The organism is Leisingera sp. MMG026, from assembly GCF_021654205.1.
Lineage (GTDB): Bacteria > Pseudomonadota > Alphaproteobacteria > Rhodobacterales > Rhodobacteraceae > Leisingera.
The window spans coordinates 92,757-100,310 of sequence record NZ_JAKFZM010000018.1 but is presented as its reverse complement, the minus strand read 5'-3'; the positions used below and the strand labels follow the sequence as shown (position 1 = coordinate 100,310).

Sequence of the window (7,554 nt, the reverse complement as noted above, 5' to 3'; positions counted from 1 at the left end):
CCCCCCCCCCCCCCCCCACCCCCAACGGGAGAAATTGCACCGTCAGGTGCTGGTTCGACGGGCGGGAGAACGCCGCTGAATTCAGGCCAGTCCGGCTTCTTCCAGCAGGTGCAGAACATTGGTTTCCGGGCGCGGGCCGATATGGCGGATCACTTCGCCTGCACAGATGCAGCCCATCCGGGCGCAGACTTCCAGGCTGCGGCCAGTGGCCATACCGAACAGGAAGCCGGCGGCAAACTGGTCGCCCGCGCCGGTGGCATCGACAGGCACAATGGCTTCGACCGGGACGTCGATGCGCACGCCGTCATTCAGCACGGTCACCCCGTCGCTGGACCGGGTGCAGACCACCAGCGGGCAGATTGCGGCGGTCGATGCCATCGCGGCCTCCAGGTCATCGGTTTCAAACAGCGCGCAAATTTCGTCCTGGTTGCCGATCACAAAATCCAGTTCGTTGCCGATCAGGTTCAGGAAGCTGTCCCGGTGCCGTTCAACGCAGAACGGGTCGGAAATCGACAGGCCGACCCGGCCGCCGCCCTCGCGGCACTTGCGGGCCGCTTCCATGAAGGCGGTCTTGCCCTTGTCCTTGTCGAACAGATAGCCTTCCAGGAACATGATCCTGGCCTTCCCGGCGGCGTCTTCGGGAACATCCTCCGAACTCAGCTCGGAAGAAATCCCCAGATAAGTGTTCATTGAGCGTTCACCGTCGGGCGACACAAAGATCATTGACCGTGACGTCGGCTGCTTGCCATCCGTAACCGGCGGGTTCACAAAGGCGACGCCTTCGTTGTTCATCGCGTCGGCATAGAATTGTCCCAGCGCATCGCCGCGGACCCGGCCGATAAAGGCGGCCTGCAGCCCCAGCGCGCCGGCGCCCGCAATGGTATTAGCGACCGAGCCGCCCGGGGTCAGCACCCGGTTGCCCATCGCAGCATAAAGATCCTCGCAGCGGTCGCGCTCGATCAGCTGCATGATGCCTTTTTCGATGCCCTGTTCGGCCAGGAAACTGTCTTCGCATTGTGCAATCACATCGACGACGGCGTTGCCGATACCGACGAGCTGATAGGTTTTGGTCATGGTCCCTCCTCGGGAAAATCCGGAGCGGTTCCGGTTCGGAAAATATGCCGCGCCAAAGGTTTATAGGTTCTTGTCTTCATACATGCACAGATCTCGGATCAGGCAGCTGCCGCACATCGGTTTGCGTGCCTTGCAGTGATAGCGGCCATGCAGGATCAGCCAATGGTGGGCGTGCTGCTGGAAATCCGCCGGGATGTTATCCTCCACCGCGCGTTCGACGGCGTCCACATCCTTGCCCGGGGCAATGCCGGACCGGTTGCCAACGCGGAAGATATGGGTATCCACTGCTTGTGCGGGCTGTTTCCACCACATATTCAGCACCACATTGGCAGTCTTGCGGCCCACCCCCGGCAGCGATTGCAGTGCGGCGCGGGAATTGGGCACCTCGCCGCCGTAGTCATCAACCAGGATCTGGCTGAGCTTCATCACGTTCTTGGCCTTCTGACGGAACAGGCCGATGGTCTTGATGTGTTCGGTCAGCCCTTCAAGCCCCAGATCCAGCATTTTTTGCGGGGTATCGGCGATCTTGAACAGCGCGCGGGTTGCCTTGTTCACACCGGCATCGGTCGCCTGCGCCGACAGCGCCACTGCCACCACCAGCGTGTAGACATTGACATGTTCCAGCTCGCCCTTGGGTTCGGGCTCAGCTGCCTGGAAGCGCGTGAAAATCTCGCGCAGCGTATGATAGTCGAGTTGCTTTGCCATGGCAGCGCTTATGTACAGGTCAGACCTTAAAGAGCAATTGAAATTGCGGTGCCGGGGCAGTTTGCGGCGGCATGTAAGAGAGCAGGCGGGCAGCTTTTAATGCTGCGTTTGCGGCAGCGGATTTTACAGAATTTTTTCGGCCCGGCACTTCTGTGATTGCCGCCCCGGTCCCGCTTTTCCAAGCGAGCGCGCGGGGCAGGGGATTTCGCAAGTTCCGGGTCGAACGGCCGGAGCGGGCGTAGTAAGTTGGTCCATAAGTCAGAACAGGTTGGGCCGATGAATATCGAAACACGGGAAAACACCTATCATTACGGCGTCATGCGCCGGGCGATTGAGCTGATCGACGACGGCGGCGAGGATCTGACGCTGGAGCAGCTGGCCGCCCGCATGGATATGAGTCCGGCGCATTTTCAGCGGCTGTTTTCCTCCTGGGTCGGTGTTTCGCCCAAACGCTACCAGCAGTATCTGCGGCTGGGCCATGCCAAGGCGCTGCTGCGCGAGCGGTTCACCACGCTGGAGGCCTCGCACGCTGTGGGGTTGTCGGGGTCCGGCCGGCTGCATGATCTGTTCCTGCGCTGGGAGGCGATGAGCCCCGGCGAATATGCCCGCAAGGGGGATGGCCTGCGGATCTTTTGGGGCTGGTTTGACAGCCCCTTTGGCCTGGCGCTGGTGATGGGCACGGAAAAGGGCATCTGCGGGCTGGGGTTTGCTGCCGAAACCGGGGCGGAACCAGCCATGGCGGACATGCGCGCGCGGTGGCAGCAGGCGGAATTCGTCGAGGATCCCGCAGCCCTGCGCCCGCTGGCAGAGGCTGCATTTGCCCAAAAAGGCGAGACCGCGCTGCACATGATCGGCGCGCCGCTGCAGATCAAGGTCTGGGAAGCGCTGCTGCGCATCCCGTCAGGTCACGTCACCACATATTCCGAGCTGGCGCAGGCAATCGGATCCCCAAAGGCAGTGCGTGCAGTTGGAACTGCCGTCGGGCGGAACCCGGTCAGCTGGCTGATCCCCTGCCATCGGGCCCTGCGCAAATCCGGGGCGCTGGGCGGCTATCACTGGGGCCTGCCGGTCAAGCGCGCGATGCTTGCTTATGAGGCGGCGCGGGACGAGGAGGCTGCGGCAGATGATATGCGCGCTGCCGGCTGAACAGGCGCCGCAGCAGGCCCGGATGTGACGGTTTGGCCGGTAACCGGGCTTCGTGGCGCTGGCGGGCGGCTTCGCGTTCCGCTTCATAAGGTTTCGGCAGATGGTGCTGCGTGTCCCAGCGGTCTTTGCCCAGGGTGATCATGGAAATCCATTCATAAGTCAGCATTTTGTGTCTCCTTCTTGGAGGTGCAGAAAACCAGACCACTGCTGACAGCCTGTTGTCAGTGGATTGTGCTAGGGTGTCAGCAGACTGTCACAGGAGCCTGCCCATGCCGCGCACTGGCCGCTTGTTCGAAATCATCCAGATCCTGCGATCCGCCGCAGCCCCGCTGCGGGCCGAGGATCTGGCAGCGAAGCTGGAGGTTTCCAAACGCACCATCTACCGCGATATCTCTGCCTTGCAGGCGATGCGCACCCCGGTCGAGGGGGAGGCCGGGATCGGTTACATGCTGCGCAAAGGCTATGATCTGCCGCCACTGAATTTTGACGAAGAAGAGCTGGAAGCGCTGCACGTGGGTCTGGCGATGCTGATGCGCACGGGGGACGGCGCCTTGCAAAAGGCCGCGGAACGGGTCAGTCACAAGATCAAGGACGTGCATGCCACCGCCGACTGGTTGCAGGTGGCTCCTTGGGGGGCACCGCTGGATGATCCCGAACTGGGCTGTGTGTCCAAGGCGCTGCTGCGCCAGGCGGTGCGGGACAGCTGCAAGCTGCACCTTACCTATCTAAGCCCGGAGCGGGGTGAAAGCCGCCGGACCTTGCGCCCCCTGGCGCTGATCTACCACATTGAATGCACCATGCTGGCTGCCTGGTGCGAGCTGCGCGGCGGGTTCCGGCATTTCCGCACTGACCGGATGCTGGCAGCGGAGTTGCTGGAGGATAGTTTTGCACCAGAGGCCGGCGCCTTGCGCAAGCTGTGGATGGAGCAGGAAAGCTGGGACTTTGCCTTTGCTCCATAACAAGGGCTTAGGCGGATTTTGCGCGGTATTTCGCCCATGATTGCGGATCCTGACTTGAGATGGCGGCGCCGCACCCCGATATTCGTTCGGAATGCCGGGCGTTGCCCGGGACTAAGAAAACAGAAGGCAATTTGATGATGCAGATGAAACTCACCACGGCAGGTATTGTTGCCGCAGCACTGGGCCTGGGCGCCTGCACCGATCCGGCAACCGTTGGCACGCCGGGCAGCAACACCCAGCAGGGCGCGATCCTGGGCGGCATTATCGGCGCCGGCGTCGGCGCTATTGCCAATGATTCTGACCGCGGCCTGGGGGCGGTGACCGGTGCACTGGTCGGGGCCACTGCGGGCGGGGTGATCGGCAACCAGCTGGACGCGCAGGAACGCGAGCTGCGCCAGACCCTGGCCAATGACGATATCACCATCGTCAACACCGGCGACCGGCTGATCCTGTCCTTCCCGAACGATCTGACATTTGCCACCGACAGCGCCGCAGTGGCGCCGGCTGTGCAGGGCGACCTGCGCCGAGTGGCCGACAGCCTGGTGCGCTATCCCAACAGCACCATCCAGGTGATTGGCCATACCGACAGCGATGGCGATGCCGGCTATAATCAGGGCCTGTCCGAGCGCCGCGCCAATGCGGTGGCCAGCCAGATCCAGGCCGGCGGGGTGCCCTATCACCGGATGCGCATCATCGGCCGCGGCGAAGAGCAGCCGGTGGCCTCGAACCTGACGCCCGACGGCAAAGCACGCAACCGCCGCGTCGAGGTGGTGGTGATCCCGCAGGCGGCCTGATCCGGCACCTGACTGTATGTTCGGCAGCCCGCCCCCTCCCGGGGGCGGGCTGTGTTCGTTTCAGGGGGTGCCGGTTTACGTAACGCTGCACAGGGCCTGCGCGGTGATTGCTGTTCCCTGGTACGGGCTGCTTCATACATGATGAGGGCAACAGAGACGCGAACAGAAGGAATACCCCATGGCTGATCCCGTATTGCTCACCCTTTCCGGCTCCCTGCGCCGCGAGGCCACCAACCGCAAACTGCTGGCCGAAGCTGCGCGGGTATTCGGGCCTGCGACCGTGGTCGAGGCGGATCTGCACCTGCCGCTGTATGACGGCGACGCTGAAGCGGCGGACGGCATCCCGCCTGCTGTGCAGCTATTGGCGGATCAGATCGCGGCAGCGGATGCGGCGGCGATCTCTACCCCGGAATACAACAAAGGCCCGTCCGGCGTGCTGAAAAATGCGCTCGATTGGGTGAGCCGCACCGAGGGCAACCCCTGGGCGGACAAGCCGGTGGCGGTGATGTCGGCGGCGGCAGGCCGGGCCGGGGGCGAGCTGGCGCAGGCGCTTCTGCGCGGTTTTCTGGTGCCGTTCCAGCCGCGGATCCTGACTGGGCCGGGGGTGCATCTGGCGGGATCCAGCAAGGAGTTTGATGAGACCGGCAGGCTGACCAGCGGTCACTATGAGGCGACGCTGAGCAAGCTGATGCTGAAGCTGCGCGGTGAACTGGACCGCTGAGCTTGCCTTGCTGCAGCGCGGGGTTAAGGTGACGGCATGAAACGTGATATGGCCTTCACTCCCGTGCAGCATTCTATGGACATGATAGACCCGGCCCGGGCGGCTGCCTTTCAGGCGGCGCTGGGACGGCGTATGGACATCTCGGCGGGCAGTGTGCTGCCGCCGTTTTTTCATCAGCTCTACTTCTGGAAGCCGCTGCCGCCCACGGATTTGGGCCGCGATGGCCACCCTAAGGTGGGCGGCGCTGGTCTGATCCCGGACATGGGCCTGCCGCGACGGATGTGGGCCGGCGGGCGGCTGCGCTTCGCGGCGCCCTTGCGGGCCGGGATTGCGGCAGAAAAAACGTCCGTGCTGGAAAGAGCTGAGAAAAAAACGGGCCGCACCGGGCCGTTGGGGCTGGTCACATTGCGTCATGAGATCCGCCAGCAGGGGGCGCTGTGCCTGACGGAATGGCATGATCTGGTCTACCGCGAAGACCCGGATCCGGCGTCACCCAAGCCGGTGCCGCCTGCGGCCCGCACTGATGAGACAGAGGTGCGGCAGATCTCGTTCAACTCGACCCTGCTGTTCCGGTATTCTGCGCTGACTTTCAATGGGCACAGGATCCACTATGACCTGGAATATGCCCGTGAAACAGAGGGCTACGCGGGGCTGGTTGTTCACGGCCCGCTGCTGGCGCAGCATCTGATGCTGCTGGCGGAAGAACTGATGGGACCGCTGGCGGAGTTTTCCTTCCGGGCGTCTTCACCGCTGATGCATTTCGAGACCGCCAGCCTGTGCTGCAATGGCCAGGACCTGTGGGTGAGCGGCCCGGACGGGCGGCAATGCATGAGCGCAGTCGCAGTGCCCAGAGGCTGAAACGGGGGGCTCCCGCGCCCCAAGCTGCCCTTGCCGGGCAGATTAGCGGCTTGGGCGTGGCGCTGCTGCGCAGCGCAGGGAATATTGCTGAGAAGCGCTTGACGGGCAATGCTGCCCCTCAAGGCGCGAATTCAATTGTGAACTGCCCGTTGACGCCTCAAGGGTGAACCGCGCGTGCCGCGCGACGGCTGCGCCGCCCTTGACCCGCCAAAGGGCAGGAGGCGCGCGCAGGTCAGAGATTGTTTTCGACGCGGAAACCTTCGGGGATGCTGTCCGCATCCTCCAGCAGCAGATCGGCCATCACTTGGGCCGCTTTGGGGGCCATGCCAAAGCCGATCTTGAAGCCCCCGTTGGCGATGAAATGACGGTCGCGTCCAGGCCAGGCACCCAGCATCGGGGCGCGGGACTTGGCGCGGGGGCGCACGCCGGCCCAGCGTTCGATCACCTCGGCGCCGTGCAGCACCGGCACCGCGGTGCGGGCGCGTTCGACGATATCGTCGAGCTGGGCGTCGGTCGTCTTGCCGTCCTCAAATTCACGCTCGCTGGTGGAACCGATGGCCAGGGTGCCGTCGGCGTGCGGAATGATGTGCAGGCTGTCGGCGTAAAGCTGCGGCACCGCGCCCTCGTGAAAGCGCAGGAGCGCGGCCTGGCCCTTGACGCCGCCGCCCACAGTTTTGCCGAACGCCTCGTTCAGCTCCAACAGGCCGGCGTAGCCTTTGGCGTGGACCACCTTGCCCTGATCGGCGGCCTCCGGCTGCACTTCGACCCCCATCACAGCAAGGGCAGAGACCAGTGCCGCACAAGCGCGGCGGGGGTGCATCCGGGCGCTGAGAGTGTCGTGAGTGACATAGCCCGTTGCGCTGGGCGGCACCCAGGGGCCGAGGCTGTCCGCCTTGCAGACGCGCCATTCGGCGGCGTCCTTCCACAGCTCGCGGGCGGTGATTTCGCGCTGACGGGCAAGTTCCAGCGTGCGCGCGTCATTGATCGGCTGCAGCCGCCCGGTGCGGCCGTAGCCTGCGGAGACGCCGCCGGCCGCCTCGACCCCGGCCCAGAAACCTTCGGCCATCAGCAGGCTTTCCAGCTGAAACTGCTTCTTGGCGTTCCAGTTCTCCGGCACATGCGGTGCCAGCGCACCGACAAGACCACCGCTGGAACCGGCGCCTGCTCCGAACGGGTCCGCGATCTGCACATGCGCGCCGCGCCGGGCGCAGATCCAGGCGATGGACAGGCCGAATATGCCAGCCCCGCGCACCGTTACATCTGCCATTGCCATTTGAGGATCCTTTCGCCAGTGTCG

8 protein-coding genes are annotated in these 7,554 nt (G+C 64.1%); 5 read left to right on the top strand and 3 right to left on the bottom strand.

The window, feature by feature from the left end:
• Window positions 1-81: 81 nt before the first annotated feature.
• Together L1069_RS11975 and nth are read right to left on the bottom strand one after the other, a co-directional pair.
• Window positions 82-1,074, bottom strand: coding sequence for an adenosine kinase (locus tag L1069_RS11975; protein WP_237455834.1), 993 nt, complete (start codon window positions 1,072-1,074; stop codon window positions 82-84).
• Between the two features lie 60 nt (window positions 1,075-1,134).
• Window positions 1,135-1,779: an endonuclease III gene (gene nth, locus L1069_RS11970; protein WP_237455833.1), complete on the bottom strand. Its 645-nt coding sequence runs from the start codon at window positions 1,777-1,779 to the stop codon at window positions 1,135-1,137.
• 276 nt (window positions 1,780-2,055) lie between these two features.
• On the opposite strand from nth, the gene L1069_RS11965 reads away from it, so the two are divergent.
• From L1069_RS11965 to L1069_RS11945, 5 genes are all read left to right on the top strand, one after another.
• Complete coding sequence (locus L1069_RS11965; protein WP_129372082.1) at window positions 2,056-2,925, top strand: bifunctional helix-turn-helix domain-containing protein/methylated-DNA--[protein]-cysteine S-methyltransferase; 870 nt, start codon at window positions 2,056-2,058, stop codon at window positions 2,923-2,925.
• Between the two features lie 269 nt (window positions 2,926-3,194).
• A complete protein-coding gene (locus L1069_RS11960; RefSeq protein ID WP_237455832.1) occupies window positions 3,195-3,884 on the top strand; it encodes a YafY family protein in 690 nt (229 codons plus the stop codon).
• Between the two features lie 134 nt (window positions 3,885-4,018).
• Entirely contained in the window at window positions 4,019-4,678 is a 660-nt protein-coding gene (locus tag L1069_RS11955; RefSeq protein WP_129372080.1) for an OmpA family protein, read from the top strand.
• Window positions 4,679-4,856: 178 nt separating this feature from the next.
• On the top strand, window positions 4,857-5,399 hold the full coding sequence (locus L1069_RS11950; RefSeq protein WP_237455831.1) for an NADPH-dependent FMN reductase: 543 nt from the start codon (window positions 4,857-4,859) through the stop codon (window positions 5,397-5,399).
• Window positions 5,400-5,435: 36 nt separating this feature from the next.
• A complete protein-coding gene (locus L1069_RS11945; RefSeq protein WP_237455830.1) occupies window positions 5,436-6,257 on the top strand; it encodes an acyl dehydratase in 822 nt (273 codons plus the stop codon).
• A gap of 232 nt (window positions 6,258-6,489) precedes the next feature.
• On the opposite strand, the gene L1069_RS11940 is transcribed toward L1069_RS11945, so the two are convergent.
• The gene (locus L1069_RS11940; RefSeq protein ID WP_237455829.1) at window positions 6,490-7,530 is read right to left on the bottom strand and encodes an FAD-dependent oxidoreductase; all 1,041 of its coding nucleotides are present in this window, start codon (window positions 7,528-7,530) and stop codon (window positions 6,490-6,492) included.
• Window positions 7,531-7,554: the final 24 nt, after the last annotated feature.